Raw genomic sequence first — 13,890 nt, 5'->3', positions numbered from 1 at the left:
GGGCCGTCGGGTCAGGCCTTCCAGAAGAAGACGGCCGTCATCCGCTTCTCGTCCAGAGTGTGACCCGAGTAACCGGTGGCGCTGTGAATCATATTGGCGGAGTAGAGCAGCAGCCGGTTGGCGCGGTGCGGGACCCGTACGTCCTCGACGAAGGAGTCCGGTGACACGAAGCGGGTGCCCAGCGCGTCGACGAGGTTGTTGTGCGGCGCGGTCACCTGGTTGCCGCCCAGCACTCCACCGGGCAGGCTCTGGCGGTAGAAACTGGTTCCGCAGTCCTTGGGTACGCCGGGATTGAGGTAGAGCACCGCGGCGTAACGGCAGAGTGTCCGCGAGTCGGTGTGCGGGCGGGGCTCACATTCGCCTTCGCCGACGACCTGGACACAGTTGTGGTTGAACGTGCCGCCGCCCGAAGGGCGTTCGGCCCAGAGTTGGCGGGCGCCGGTCGCTTTTCTCACCAGCCGCTCCACCTGTGCCAGTTCACCGGGCTCGAGCCCCGGCATGGCGCGCAGTCCCGGCCAGCTCTCGGGTTTGTGCGGGTAGCCCTCCGTCCAGTCCTCCCTGGACAGGCAGCGCTCCCGGGTGGCGTCCGGATCCGGCAACACGTCGTCCAGCACCCAGTAGTCCCGGCCGCGTGTCGGCTTGCGGTACGGGAGGACCGGGAGGGGAGGAGGTCTCAGAGACATGGGAGGGACCGTAGTGGCCCGGGGCCCCTCGCATCTCCACCCGAGCGGTCAACCTTGCGTCAAGGGCTGCCCAAGCGGGTCATGTCCGACGCCTCGTCAAAGTGTCGGCGCAGCCTTTGTCGGGGCGTCGGCGAGGCCGAGGCGGAGGTGTTCCGCGTGGTACAGGGCCTGGTCGAGGAGCGCGGCGACGTGGTCGTCGTGGAGTGTGTACACCACGGAGCGGCCACGGCGGGTGCCGGTGACCAGGCCGAGATTGCGCAGCAGGCGAAGCTGGTGCGAGCAGGCGGACTGCTCCATGCCGACAGTGGTCGCGAGCTCGGTCGCCGCGCACGGGCCTTCGCGCAGCCGGTCCAGGATCAGGAGGCGGGAGGGCGTGGACAGCGCCTGGAGCATGGCGGCGACCTGCGGGGCGTTCTGCGGGGTCAGACGGGTGTGCGGCGCCGCGGCACTGCTGTCGGGGGTGTTCGCCCTGTTGCCCATGGTCACCATGCTACGGAGCTGAACCCATGAATGAATGGACAAGTGTTCATGTGTGGTGAGGTTTCGGCAGCGGTGAGAGCGCGGGAAGACCCGGTGCCCCGGAGACTGCTGTCCAGGGCACCGGTGACGCATGGTGGACGGGTGTCCGGTACGCGTGTCAGTCGTCGATCGCCGCCCCGTACAAGGCGTCCGTCGTCGGGCCGCCGAAGTCGCCCGCGCCGTAGCTCCAGGAACCGGAGGTGGTGATGCCGCCGGTCCCCGCGGAGAAGACCCAGACGAAGCCGTCGTTCGTGTTCTCGTTCGGCGCCGAGACGAGCAGGCCGAACCGGCCGTCGTCGTTGGGGTCGGTGAGGGAGACCTGGCCGCCGAACTTGTCGCCCTTCTCGACGGCGCCCGGGACGTTGGCGGTCCCCTGGTTCGCCGACAGCACGCCGGTGGCCGTCAGGCCCCGGGCCGAACCGCGCAGGACGATGAAGGCGCCCGCGTCCGGGACGGTGCCGATGTCCTCGCCGGAGACGCCGATCGCCAGATCCGCGAATCCGTCCTTGTTCGTGTCGCCGACGGAGAGGTCGGTGCCGAAGCCGTCGCCCCGCTCGTTCGTGCCCGGTACGCCCGGCGAGTCCTGGGTCCACCAGACCGGCGGGGTGCCCGGGCCCTCCTGGCCTGCGAGTCCGGCCTCGCTGCCGTAGTAGACGCCGACCATGCCGCCGGTCATGCTCTCGCCGCCGTCGTCCGGACTGTGCGGCTCACCGGTGACCAGGTCGTCGTAGCCGTCGCCGTCGATGTCGCCGGAGGCGACGACGGGGCCGCCCCTAACCGCGGTGACCGGCAGCGGGTCGTCGTCGGAGGCGGTGCCGGGGAGAATGTACGACCAACCGTGGCCCGGTTCGGCGCCCACGCTGGTGCCGGAGACGATCAGGTCGGCGTAGCCGTTGTTGTCGTAGTCGCCGGTGGTCATCGCCTTGGGCTGGATGCCCTGCGGTTCGTCGGCACCCGACCTGGCGAGCGCGGTCCTCGGCGGCGAGGTGAGTGTCGTACGCGCCTTCCGGTGCGGCTGCCGCGACTGCGGGACGACGCTTTTCGCGCCGGGTTCGGTGGCCGGCTCGAACTGGTAGGTGGTCAGTCCGACCGAGTCCATGACCGCCAGCAGGTCGCCGGGTGTGGTGTCCGAAAAGCGGGCCGCGGCCAGCGAGGCGCCGAATTTGCCGCCCTTGGTGAGATCGTCGGCCTGCAGCCAGTTGCTCACCGACCCGGTGAGGCCCTTGGGCGTGCCCCACAGGACGACCACGCCGCCCGCGTCGGAGACGGCGCCGATGTCCTCGCCGGGGATACCGATGACCGCGTCGTCGTACCCGTCGCCGTCGAGGTCGCCGGTGGCCACGGCCTTGCCGAAGTTGTCGCCGGCCTCGGCTGCTCCGGCCACCCCGGAGGAGTTCTGGCTGAAGGCTCTGACATTGGTCGTGCCCATGCCCTTGGGCCCGCCGTACTGCACGGTGACCATGCCCGCGCCCTTGTGCCCGCCGACCGCCGCACCGGGAGAGCCGACGAGCACGTCGTCGTAGCCGTCGCCGTTGAAGTCGGTGTTGCGGTCGTCGGCGTGGGTGCCGCCGGGGGTACCGGCGTAGGCGGACGGGGCCGAGGCGATGGCCGCGCCCGTGACGAGGAGAAACGATGCCGCCGCGACGGCGGCCGATCGGTACTTGCGCATGAGCGGCTCCTTGGTTCGGTTCACGAAGGGCCGGGCTTGCTCGGGGGCGCGGGGGTGACCGGAGAGGGCCCGTTCCATGTCCGGTGCCGTGTATGACAGCGCATGGGGCACAAGGGTTGTACGCGGTGTGTGTCAGGTTTTTCGAAGAAGATCGCTTCGGTGTCGTTGTGGTCCTTGCGTGCTTTTCATGACGGATCGAGATCGTTCGGGCGTACCTCAGGATCCGGAGGACTACGGAGCGTCATTCCTGTGTCGTCCGGGCTTTGGGTGTCAGATGGCCATGACCATCTCCGGGGCGACCCGTGCGGGACTCGGTCCGGTCGATACGGCAGCGTGAGCGCGGTCCCACGGGGCCGGTCACGCGTCGATCCGTCGAAGGAGGACACCCCCATGCTCAGCACCCATTTCGTGACCGGCGCACCCAGCTGGCTGGACCTCGGCAGCACCGACACCGCGGCCGCCGCGGACTTCTACGGCGCCGTGTTCGGCTGGAGCTTCGATTCGGCAGGGCCCGAGGCGGGCGGCTACGGCTTCTTCCAGAAGGACGGCAAGACCGTTGCCGCTGTCGGCCCGCTCACGGAGGAGGGCGCGAGTCCGGCCTGGACGGTGTACTTCCAGACTCCCGACGCCGACGCGACGGCCAAAGCCGTGGAGCAGGGCGGCGGGACCGTACGTATCGAGCCGTTCGATGTCATGGACGCCGGACGGATGGCCTGTTTCACCGACCCGGGCGGTGCCGACTTCTCGATCTGGCAGCCCGCCGGTGTCAAGGGCCTGGAGAAGACCTCGGAGCCCGACACGCTGTGCTGGGTCGAGCTGCACGTCGGCGACACTTCCGCCGCACTGACCTTCTACCGGTCGCTGTTCGGCTGGCGGAGCCAGGAGATGGAAGCCCCCGGCATGACGTACACCGTGCTCTCCACCGCGGACGGCGATCAGCAGGACGCGAGCTTCGGTGGTCTCACCCATGCCCAGGAGGGCATGGAGCCGCGCTGGGTGCCGTACTTCGCCGCAGCGGACGCCGACGACATCGTCGCCAGGACGCAGGAGAACGGCGGATCGGTGCTGATGCCCGCGGACGACGTGCCGGACGTCGGCCGGATCGCCTGGCTCACCGACCCGTTCGGCGCGCCCTTCGCCGTTCTCAAGCCCGCACCCCGGTCGGCCTGACGAGGAAGCCGCACACCTCTGGGACACTGCTCCGCCCATCGGTCCGACGGGCGGAGCAGAGCCCTGGCCTGTCCGTGACCGTGCGTGGACAGCGGTATTCCGGCGGGGCGCATGACGCCACTGTCCGGAGTGCATCCGGTCATGGTCGCCATGCGGGTACCCGGATGGCGGCGCGCGGGCGCATACCTGGCGTTTTGCGCCCATACTGAAATGGCTACGGCGCATATCGCCGAGCAGCGGGGGTAGCCGCACCCCCACCTGTCGTCGATGCCCCGGGGCGGATCTCATGGACTCCCCATCCTCCGCGGCAGACCCCAAGGGGCCGACCGGGCCGCAGTTGATGTGCCGCGACCGCGCCATCGCCGCTGCGCTGCGGCGGCTGCACCGCGGCCTCGACTGCAGCACGTGCACGGCCTATCTGCTGACCGAGGACGACCGGGCGCTCGCCGCAGCGATGATGGTCGACACCACCCTGAGCTTCACCGTTCCGTCGGGCATGGCGGCGGACGACCCCAACTTCTCCACGGCGAGGGCGCACCAGGCCGGGAAGCTGGTGCTGTTCGAGAACACCGATCTCCAGGAGCTGACCCGTCGGTCTCCGGCCCTCTTCATCCACAACCCGTACCCGATGATGGTCGCCTCCGCGCCGGTGCGGACCTTCCGGTACCGGTTCGGCGCGCTGAGTGTGCGCTGGGTGCCGCCGCGCCCGGTGGCCACCGATTCGCTGGATTTCCTTCAGGCCGTCGCGGACGACCTCGCTGTCGAGCTGACGGACCTCGCGGAGCGGGGCGCGTGGATGAAGGCACCGTATGTGCCGCTGTTCATCGCCGAGGTGTCGCGTGCCCGGGCCGCCCTGGTCGCGGGAGCGGCTGCGGAAGCCGGCCCCCGCCGACCGGACGCGCCGGTCCTTCCCAAGCCGACCGGCAGCACGTTTCTCTACCAGTTGCAGAGGCTCGCCGCCGAACTCACGGCCGCGGTGCACATCCGGGACGTCCTCGCCGCCGCGGACACCCAGGTGGTCCGGCCCTTCGGCGGCCGGGCGGTGATGCTGTGCCTCGCCGAGCAGGGGCGGCTCCATGTGGTCGGGGCGGCAGGGTTCTCGCGCGAGTCGGTCCAGCGGGTCGAAGGCACTCTGCTGTCCCGCCACACGCCGGAGACGGACACGCTGCGCGCGATCGAGATCCTGTCCTTCCCGTCGGCCGAGGCGCTGCGGCAGGCCTATCCCGACGTCGATCCCGATCCGGAGGTCCAGGCCCGCGCCTACCTCCCTCTGGTGTCCAAGGGGCGGGCCACGGGCTGCTGTGTCCTGGAGTTCCCGGAACCCGCACTTCCGTTCGCCCCCGAGCAGCTCGCCGTACTGACGATCATGCTGGAGCATGTGGGCCAGTCCCTGGAACGGGCCCGCTCCTACGAGATCGAGCACGCGCTCACCCAGACCCTGCAGCGCAGCCTGCTGCCGCGCAGCCTCCCGCACATGACCGAGGCGGTCGCCACGGCCCGCTATCTCCCGGCGACCGACCGGGCGGACGTGGGAGGCGACTGGTACGACATCGTTTCACTGCCCGGCGGCGCAATCGGCCTGGTCATCGGTGATGTGGAGGGCCACAGCCTGGAGGCGGTGGCGGTGATGGGTCAACTGCGCAGTGGCGTCAGGGCGTACGCCGCCGAGGGGCACGATCCGGCCATCGTGCTGGAACGGAGTAATCGCCTGCTCTGCGGGCTGGGCACCGACCTGTATGCCACGTGCTGCTGTGTGTGGCTCGACCTGGCGAGCGGGACCGCCACCACGGCGACCGCCGGCCACCCGAGCCCGCTCATCGTCGACGCGGACGGAAACGGCGTCACCGAATCGCTGCCCGTGGGGCTGCCGTTGGGCGTCGATGCGCAGGCCCGGTACGAGCAGAGCGAGGTACAGGTGGCGGCGGGGTCGGTGATGGCACTCTTCACCGACGGTCTGCTGGACGGGCGGCTGCTCGGATCGGAAGCGGCGATGGCGAGACTGGGCCGTGTGCTGGCCGATCACTGCGGCGACAACCTGGAGGTGCTGGCCGACCGTCTCGTCCAGGACCGCCGCGGGTGGCGGGTCCTCGCCGACGACGCGGCCCTGCTGCTGGTGCGGTACGAGGGGGCGCAGTCCCGGGGGCACCGGCGGGTGGCACGGATGTCGGTGCAGCGTCACCATCTGCAGGGGGTCGCACAGGTGCGGGAATTCCTGCGGGACCTGCTGCACCGATGGGACATGCTGCCGATGCTGGACACCTTGGAACTGCTGACGTCCGAGGTCGTCACCAACGCCCTGATCCACGCCGACAGCGAGGTGGAGTTGCGGTTGCGGGAATACCCGGACCGGATCCGGGTCGAGGTCCGTGACAGTGACCCGCATCCACCCGTGCCCACCGCGATCGTCGCGGACGAGGAGAACAACCAGGAAGCGGAGTCCGGGCGCGGCCTGCTGATTGTCGACGCGCTGGCCGGCGATTGGGGCAGCTCGCCGGCGGGGCGCGGAAAAACGACCTGGTTCGATATTGCGATTCCGGCTGAATGACGGTAATGATGCGCCATCTCGCGGGCAGGAGATGCCGAGCGCCCGCCCCTTTCTCGGCGGACGGGTGAATGTCGGTCAGATCCCCCTGTGACCAGTGGTGTTGACCGAGCTGTCGGTGCGCGGTCCGCCGATGCCGGCTGCGCCCCCGTCTCCCGTGCGACGAGGTCTGCGCTCGCCCGGAGCATGCCGGCGTGCGCGGCACCGACGGCTCCGTCCGGCGCTTGCTGGTCTCGTACAGGTTCGTCGGCCATACTGCCCGCCGTGGAGCAGCGCATAGATCCGAACACTCAGCCCGCGTACGCCGCAGGGACAGACCCGGCGTACATCCCTGGTCTCACGGCCCCCCGCCCCGCGGGGACGCCTGACGCGGACCAGGGCAAGACCGAGGAGCCGGCGCCCGAGGGCGCCGCCCCCGAAGACCTGGCCGCCGCAGAGGCTGCCGCTTCCGGCGCGCAGGACGCGCTGGAAGTGACGGACGGCGAGAAGGCTGGAGAGGAGGACGAGAAGGCAGCGGACGGACCTGTGTTCGAGGTCAGCGACCGCCGGGGTTCGATCACCGCGGACCGTGAGGGCATTCGGTTCACGCTGGACGATCAGGAGGCCGATTTCCGCTGGGACGAAATCGGTGCGGTCGAGGTGAAGTCGCCCCGGTTCGGGCGTCGGTTCACCGTCACCGTCCATATGTCGACCAACCGCTGGTTCAATGCCGAAGTCGAGGCGGCGGCCAGGAGCAGCCTCAAGGAGTGGGCCGAGGAGCTCGACGCCGTACTGGACGCCTATTTCGAGGAGTAGCCAGGGGCAGTCCTGCCCGTCGGCAGTGACAAGGGGGGCGGGGCCCGCGGCCGTGAAGGCCGTCGGGCCCCTTCGCGGTTGCGGAACCGGACATCCCGGCAGTCCCGCGTGGCGACAAGGCGCCATCTGACGCAGAGCCGCCACTTCGCATCTGGATCTTGCGTAGTGCACGCAACTACCTTCCGGCGTGCGCGGCATCGTCCGGACGTTCGGTTGGTTCCTTGTGGTGCGGCCGAGCATCAGTTCTTTTGACGCGCATGCCAGTTGAGCCTGCGTAAGGAGTCCTGATGCATACAGCCCGCGAAAGACGGCGCACCGCCGCCGTCGGCGCGGTGGCGGTGGCGGTCGTACTGTCGCTGACAAGCCAACCCGGGGCGGCGGCAGCCGCGTCGCCGTCGGCCGCCCCGAGCGCACCGTCCACGCACCAGAAGGGGTCGACCACCTCGACGCTGACCCTGGTCACCGGGGACAAGGTCGCGCTGACCACCGGGCCGGACGGCAAGCAGTCGGTGAACATCCTCTCAGGTGCGGGAACGTCCAAGACGTTCCAGACCGTCGGCGGACAGAACGGCGACCTGTACGTCTACCCCGAGGACGCCATGGCCGCCCTCGCCTCCAACGCGGTGGACGGCGAGCTGTTCAACGTCAGCCGGATGATCAGGGACGGCTACGGCGACGCGAAGACCGACGAGGTCCCCGCCATCGTCGATTTCCAGGGGAAGCCGACCGCGGCTGCCCTGAAGCAGAAGACCGAGGACCTGCCGGGCAGCGACAACGAGCGGATCATGCCCCGGCTGGGGCTGTCCGCGGTGCATGTCGACAAGCACGGCGCGAAGGGCTTCTGGCAGGCGGTCAAGCCCGCCCAGGCACGCAGCAGAGGCGCCCAGGCCGCCACGGTCCCCGGCACTGCCGGGGTCTCCAAGCTGTGGTACGACGGCAAGGCGAAGGTCGCACTGGACAAGAGCGTGCCGCAGATCGGCGCCCCGGAGGCCTGGGCCAAGGGGTTCGACGGCAAGGGCGTGAAGGTCGCCGTGCTGGACACCGGTGCCGACCTGAACAACGCCGACATCAAGTCCGAGATCGTCCAGAGCCAGAGCTTCGTCAACGGCCAGACGGTCCAGGACGGTCACGGCCACGGCACCCACGTCGCGTCCACCATCGCGGGCAGTGGCGCCAACTCCGACGGCAAGTACAAGGGCGTCGCCCCCGGCGCCGATCTGCTGGTCGGCAAGGTGCTCGACAACAGCGGGCATGGCGCGGAATCCAGCATCCTGGCCGGTATGGAGTGGGCGGTCGAGCAGGGCGCCGATGTCGTCAGCATGAGCCTCGGCGGCACCGACGCCCCCGGCGAGGACGTCCTGACCAACGCGGTCAACTCGCTCAGCGCCTCCTCGAACACCCTGTTCGTCATCGCCGCCGGCAACGCAGGACCCGGTGAGAGCACCCTCGGCACCCCCGGCGCCGCCGACGCGGCCCTCACCGTCGGCGCCGTCGACAAGTCCGACGCGCTCGCCGACTTCTCCAGCCGCGGCCCGCGCCTCGGCGACATGGCGATCAAGCCGGAGATCACCGCCCCGGGTGTGGACATCGTCGCCGCCCGCGCGGCCGGCACCACCATGGGCACTCCGGTGGACGCCGACTACACCTCGGCCAGCGGCACCTCGATGGCCACCCCGCACGTGGCCGGCTCCGCCGCGATCCTCAAGCAGCGCCACCCCGACTGGACCGGGCAGCGGATCAAGGACGCACTGACGGCGCACGCCAAGTCGGCCGCCGACCAGACCGTCTACCAGCAGGGCTACGGCCGGGTCGACATACCCGCCGCCCTCGACCCGTCGCTGGAGCTGTCCGGCACCGCCGACTTCCGCGTCATACCGTGGCAGAAGGGCACCTACCCCACGCGCAGCCGCACCCTGACGCTGCACAACGACGCCGCGACCGACACCGTGGTGACCGTGACGGCCGCCGCCGAGGACGCGAGCGGCACCGCGGTCCCGGCCGGCACGCTGTCGCTGTCGGGAGCGGGCCTGTCCGAAGGCCGGATCACCGTCCCGGCCGGCGGCACCGCCGAGGTCACCGTCACGCTCGACAACAACGGCCTGAAGGCCGGCCAGTACGGCGGATCGTTCACCGCCACCGCCGACAGCGGCGAGTCCGTGCACGCCGCGCTCGGCTTCGTCACTTCCGTCGAGCAGCACGATGTCACGCTGAAGGCCACCGACCGCTTCGGCAACGCACCCAAGGTGCTCAAGTTCATCCTGCACGGGATGGACAACAACGTCTGGCAGAACCAGACCCTGTACGGCAACGGCACCACCACCCTGTCGGTACCGCTCGGCAAGTACTCCATCGAGGGGTCGCTCTACACGGCGGACCCCGCCGGGGGCGCGGTCTCCTACGCGGCCGACCTGTTCACCGTGCCCGACATCGAGGTGAGTGACCGGGACCAGACCTTCACCGTCGACGGCACCACCGCCACCGACCTCAGCGTGAAGATCAAGGGCGAGAACCGGCCACTGGAGAACGGCCAGGCGACTACGTTCATCTTCCGTAACGACGGCACCGCAAGCGGCCACGCCAGCTTCGCCGGCATGAGCAACCTGCTCAACCAGGTCGACACCAGGCAAGGTGCCATCCCCAGTGCCGGCGCCACCTCCGGCGCGCTGCGCCTGGAGACCTCCATGGCCCGGCGCGAACCGCTGGTCCAGCTGGAGGTGACGGGCCCCGGGCACGTGACCATCCCGCTGAAGTCCTCGGTGAACGCGAAGCGCTTCGAGGGCACCAAGCACACCGAGCTGATCGACCTCGGCGCCGGCACCGAGCAGGACTTCGCCGCTGCCGACGTCAAGGGCAGGACCGTCCTGGTCTCCGTGGCCGACGTCACCAGGGCCGACGACCAGGCCGCCAGGGCCGCGGCTGCCGGAGCCGTCGCGGTGATCGTGGCCCCTGCCGCCCCCGGCCCGAGCGGCAGCGGCGTCCCCGCCGGACAGACCATCCCGGTCGCCCACGCCACGTACGACAACGCCGCAACCCTCAAGGGCTTGCTGGCCAAGGACAAGGTCCGGATCGCGCTGAAGGGCGTCCTGGAGTCGGGCTACGTCTACCACCCGCACTTCACCGACGACCGGATCCCCGCCGACCTGGCCAAGACCGCCGACGTCAAGGACTTCGCCAAGGTCACCAATACGTTCCACTCCGACGGAGCCCGGCGCCTGGGCGCCGAATACATGAACGTCTGGGGCCCCCTGCAGGTGACCACGGGCTCAGTCGGCCAGCCCCTCTACCAGGGCACCACCCGCGACGACTACGTCCTCGCGGGCACCGGGGTGACGTACCAGCTGGGCGTATCGGCCAGCTTCAGCTCTACTAAGTGGACGATGAACGGCCAGCGGGCCACCTACCTCACCCCGGGCAAGTCCTACACCCAGAGCTGGTTCGATGCGCCGACGCGCCTGTCCCAGTACGAGTTCGGTCCGTGTGTGTTCTGCCGCACCGACGTCTGGCAGAAACTGCCCAGCGGTGCCGGTGCCGACAACGATCCCACCCACACCCTGTCGGGCCTGACCGGCACCTGGAGCTACTACCTCAACGGCCAGCCGATCACCGGCTTCGGCCAGCTGGCGCAGGAGAAGGCGGACTACCGGTACGTCCTCGACCAGAAGCTGAGCACCGACGTCCCCGGCGTCACCCTGGGCCGCCAGATGCGCACGGAGTGGAACTTCAGCCAGGCGGCACCGACCACCATGGCCATCAAGGACTGCGACACGGCGTTCATTCCCACGCCCAAGGTCTGTGAGTCCATTCCCGTGATCCTGCTCGACTACGACCTGCCGCTGAACATCCTCAACCAGGCACGGGCCGGACTGCCGTACACCTTCACCGTGGACGCGGGACGCCCCAAGGGCTGGTCCGGCTCCACCGCGGTCGCCGGCGCCAAGGTCTCCGTCTCCTACGACGACGGCGCCACCTGGAAGTCCGCCGCGATGCTGCGCAAGGACGACAACTCCTTCCAGGCGCTGCTGTGGCATCCCAAGCTGGCCGACACCAACGGCTTCGTGACCCTCAGGACCGAGGTCTGGGACTCCGCGGGCAGCCGCACCGTCCAGACCATCACCCGGGCCTACGCCCTCAAGTGAGGTCCTGAACCAGAAGGCCGTCCGACGGTACCGGGCGCCGGGCGCAGGGAGAGGAATCTTCCTGCGCCCGGCGCCCCACTCGTACAACCGGCCGTATGGTAATCACATTCATGAACGCTTCGGATCCGTCGTGATGCCACTTCACCAGGTGAACGGGGCTCCTCGGAGACCACGAGGGAGATACACAGATGCTGGAGACGCTCGGGTTGAGCACCGCCGAGTCGCAGGTGTACCAACTGCTCGTCCGCACGGGGCGCACCGATGCGGAGCGGATCCAGCAGCTTCTCCGCCTCGGTGCCGGGCATGTCGAGGAGGCGGTCGGCGGACTCGTCGACAGGGGGCTGGTGACCACCACCGACGATCAGCCCGCACAGCTGATTCCCTCCCCTCCGGACATAGCGGGGGAGGTGCTGCTCCTGGCGCGGATGACCGAGCTGACGAAGGCCCGCGGGGCTCTGGACCGGCTTGCGGACGAGTACCGCAGTGCGCCCCGCCCGGACGTCCTGAAGGACATGACCGAGGTCGTCCCCGATGAGGAGGTGGCGCTGCGGTACCACCAGATCCAGGCTCGGGCCCGCAAGGAGGTCGTACGGTTCGACGCCCCGCCGTACCTGGTGCCCGAGCCCCTCAACGCGGTCGAGATCGACCAGCTGGCCCCGGGGGTGAGATTCCGGACCGTCTACGACCGGCTGGGGCTGGAGGAGGACGGGTCGCGAGAGGAGATCCTCCAGTACGCCGAGGCGGGGGAACAGGCGCGGGTTCTGAATCATGTGCCGGTCAAGATGATCATCGTCGACGGCTCGACCGCCCTGCTGACCATGCGCTCGGGCGAAGCGTGTACGCATCCGGTCGTCCATATCCACCCCGGCCCGCTGCTGGACGCGCTGGTCACGCTGTTCGAGCTGGTGTGGGAGTCCGCACTGCCCCTGCATCCCATGGCCGTCCAGCCGCGCAGCGAACTGACGGACGACGACATCGAGCTGCTGACGCTGCTGCTCTCCGGACTGACCGACGCCGGTATCGCCCGGCAGCTGAGGATGGGCCGACGGACCGTGCAGCGCCGGGTGCGGGATCTGATGGATCGTGCCGGTGCCGCCAGCCGGATCCAACTGGGGTGGCAGGCGGCCCGGCTGGGGTGGATCGCCGGGCCGGCGGACCCGACGGGAACCGTGCCGGAAGACGGAAGTCCGAGCGGTCGCCCGAAGGAGGCCTGACCGCTGTCCGGCGCGCGTTCACGGTCCGGCAAGGGCGAGGACGCCGGTCCCGCTGCCCCGTACCGGCGTGGCGAGGCCGGCGCACGCGCCGTCGCACGCGCCGCCGCGCACGCCGTTGTGGGCAACGGCGTGCGCCCTCGACGATGTCCGTCCGCCGCTCAGGCGTCCGCGAGGACCACCGAGCGGGTCAGGTGGCGGGGGCTGTCCGGGTCGATGCCGGCCGCCTCGGCGCGGGCGATCGCCAGGCGCTGGACGCGGACCAGCTCGGCCAGCGGGTCCAGGCCGCTCTCCACCCAGCGGGCCCCGGTCGACTGCACCTGCTCCATGAGTCCCTCCGGCGCGGCGCCGAACGTCCAGGTTGCGGTGCCGGTGGTGGCGATGCTGATCGGACCGTGACGGTACTCCATCGCGGGGTACGACTCCGTCCAGGACAGCGACGCCTCCTTCATCTTGAGCGCGGCCTCGTTGGCGAGGCCGGCCGTCCATCCCCGGCCGATGAAGGTGAACTGGGCGCAGTCCAGCAGGCCTTCGGGCAGCGGCTCGGCGAGTGCGGTCTCCGCGTCGCGGACCACGGCGTCGGTGTGCAGGCCGAGGTGGGCGCGGAGCAGGGTGAACGCCGTGGTGGCGAACCGGGTCTGCACCACGGACTGTTCGTCGGCGAAGTCGAGCACGACGACCTCGTCGGCCGCGGTCATCACCGGGGTGTTCGGGTCGGCCGTGATCGCGACGGTACGGGTGACGCCGCGGAGCCGTCCCAGCAGGTCCAGCACCTCGGTCGTGGTGCCCGAGCGGGTGAGCGCGACGACCCGGTCGTAGCGGCGGCCGAAGGGGAACTCCGATGCGGCGAACGCGTCGGACTCACCCTGACCGGATTCCTCGCGGAGCGCGGCGTATGCCTGGGCCATGTAGAACGACGTGCCGCAGCCGACGACGGCGATGCGCTCCCCGGTGGCGGGCAGTGCGGCCGACTGGCTCGGTGCCAGCTCGGCGGCGCGCTGCCAGCACTCCGGCTGACTGGCTGTCTCAATCTCGACAAACGACACTTTTGCACTCCGTACAGGTGATGGGATGCTCGTTCACGCACGTTATAGGTGAACTACAAGCACTATCAAGCATCCTTGTTGCAGGAGACTTGACTGATCAGAGCCTTGTGCCACGCTTG

9 protein-coding genes are annotated in these 13,890 nt (G+C 69.8%); 5 read left to right on the top strand and 4 right to left on the bottom strand.

Annotated features, from left to right (window positions below; translation table 11 throughout):
* Nucleotides 1-11: 11 nt before the first annotated feature.
* From ACFYP5_RS25195 to ACFYP5_RS25185, 3 genes are all read right to left on the bottom strand, one after another.
* Nucleotides 12-683, bottom strand: coding sequence for a DUF6445 family protein (locus tag ACFYP5_RS25195; protein ID WP_389040049.1), 672 nt, complete (start codon nt 681-683; stop codon nt 12-14).
* A gap of 96 nt (nt 684-779) precedes the next feature.
* On the bottom strand, nt 780-1,163 hold the full coding sequence (locus ACFYP5_RS25190; RefSeq protein ID WP_389040046.1) for an ArsR/SmtB family transcription factor: 384 nt from the start codon (nt 1,161-1,163) through the stop codon (nt 780-782).
* 157 nt (nt 1,164-1,320) lie between these two features.
* Nucleotides 1,321-2,871, bottom strand: coding sequence for an esterase (locus ACFYP5_RS25185; protein ID WP_389040043.1), 1,551 nt, complete (start codon nt 2,869-2,871; stop codon nt 1,321-1,323).
* A 390-nt stretch (nt 2,872-3,261) separates the two neighbouring features.
* Here ACFYP5_RS25185 and ACFYP5_RS25180 point away from each other — a divergent pair, with 390 nt between their 5' ends.
* From ACFYP5_RS25180 to ACFYP5_RS25160, 5 genes are all read left to right on the top strand, one after another.
* Nucleotides 3,262-4,041, top strand: a complete 780-nt coding sequence (locus ACFYP5_RS25180) for a VOC family protein (protein WP_389040040.1) — start codon at nt 3,262-3,264, stop codon at nt 4,039-4,041.
* A 286-nt stretch (nt 4,042-4,327) separates the two neighbouring features.
* A complete protein-coding gene (locus tag ACFYP5_RS25175) occupies nt 4,328-6,586 on the top strand; it encodes a SpoIIE family protein phosphatase (protein WP_389040037.1) in 2,259 nt (752 codons plus the stop codon).
* A gap of 261 nt (nt 6,587-6,847) precedes the next feature.
* Nucleotides 6,848-7,378 (top strand): hypothetical protein, encoded by a 531-nt coding sequence (locus ACFYP5_RS25170; RefSeq protein WP_389040034.1) that lies wholly within the window; start codon nt 6,848-6,850, stop codon nt 7,376-7,378.
* Between the two features lie 287 nt (nt 7,379-7,665).
* Nucleotides 7,666-11,514, top strand: coding sequence for a S8 family serine peptidase (locus ACFYP5_RS25165; RefSeq protein WP_389040031.1), 3,849 nt, complete (start codon nt 7,666-7,668; stop codon nt 11,512-11,514).
* A 188-nt stretch (nt 11,515-11,702) separates the two neighbouring features.
* Complete coding sequence (locus ACFYP5_RS25160) at nt 11,703-12,728, top strand: TrmB family transcriptional regulator (protein ID WP_389040028.1); 1,026 nt, start codon at nt 11,703-11,705, stop codon at nt 12,726-12,728.
* Between the two features lie 158 nt (nt 12,729-12,886).
* On the opposite strand, the gene ACFYP5_RS25155 is transcribed toward ACFYP5_RS25160, so the two are convergent.
* Complete coding sequence (locus ACFYP5_RS25155; RefSeq protein ID WP_389040025.1) at nt 12,887-13,771, bottom strand: SIS domain-containing protein; 885 nt, start codon at nt 13,769-13,771, stop codon at nt 12,887-12,889.
* Nucleotides 13,772-13,890 lie beyond the last annotated feature (119 nt).

The sequence above is a fragment of the Streptomyces sp. NPDC005262 genome (genome assembly GCF_042872425.1).
In the GTDB taxonomy this organism is placed as follows: Bacteria; Actinomycetota; Actinomycetes; order Streptomycetales; family Streptomycetaceae; genus Streptomyces.
The sequence above is the reverse complement of the archived record's forward strand: the minus strand, read 5'-3'. Positions and strand labels throughout refer to the sequence as shown.

Excerpts from the sequence above, each read along its gene's own strand:
- ACFYP5_RS25195 (WP_389040049.1), bottom strand. The coding sequence starts at position 683 with ATGTCTCTGAGACCTCCTCCCCTCCCGGTCCTCCCGTACCGCAAGCCG.
- ACFYP5_RS25190 (WP_389040046.1), bottom strand. The coding sequence starts at position 1,163 with ATGGGCAACAGGGCGAACACCCCCGACAGCAGTGCCGCGGCGCCGCAC.
- ACFYP5_RS25185 (WP_389040043.1), bottom strand. The coding sequence starts at position 2,871 with ATGCGCAAGTACCGATCGGCCGCCGTCGCGGCGGCATCGTTTCTCCTC.
- ACFYP5_RS25180 (WP_389040040.1), top strand. The coding sequence starts at position 3,262 with ATGCTCAGCACCCATTTCGTGACCGGCGCACCCAGCTGGCTGGACCTC.
- ACFYP5_RS25175 (WP_389040037.1), top strand. The coding sequence starts at position 4,328 with ATGGACTCCCCATCCTCCGCGGCAGACCCCAAGGGGCCGACCGGGCCG.
- ACFYP5_RS25165 (WP_389040031.1), top strand. The coding sequence starts at position 7,666 with ATGCATACAGCCCGCGAAAGACGGCGCACCGCCGCCGTCGGCGCGGTG.
- ACFYP5_RS25160 (WP_389040028.1), top strand. The coding sequence starts at position 11,703 with ATGCTGGAGACGCTCGGGTTGAGCACCGCCGAGTCGCAGGTGTACCAA.